Raw genomic sequence first — 212 nt, 5'->3', positions numbered from 1 at the left:
ACCGCCTCGACACCACCGCCACCAACGGACCCCGCTACAACACCCCCGCGGGCGGGCCACCCGGCACCGCGACCGGCACCGGAACGTTCACCTACACCGGACCCGTCACCCCCGCCACCATCCGCAAAATCGCCTGCGACGCCGACATCATCCCCATCCTCCTCGGCAGCGAAGGCCGCATCCTCGACATCGGCCGCACCACCCGCATCTTC

1 protein-coding gene is annotated in these 212 nt (G+C 70.3%); it reads left to right on the top strand.

Going from position 1 to position 212, the window contains the following annotated elements; all coding sequences use genetic code 11:
- A partial coding sequence (locus ABFP37_RS22705) for a hypothetical protein (RefSeq protein WP_347035059.1) occupies window positions 1-212 on the top strand: 212 nt, incomplete at both ends.

This window comes from Burkholderia sp. RS01 (assembly GCF_039748055.1).
Classification (GTDB): Bacteria; Actinomycetota; Actinomycetes; order Actinomycetales; family Micrococcaceae; genus Arthrobacter.
Note: the sequence above shows the minus strand (reverse complement) of the source record. Positions and strands in the feature narration are given on the sequence as shown.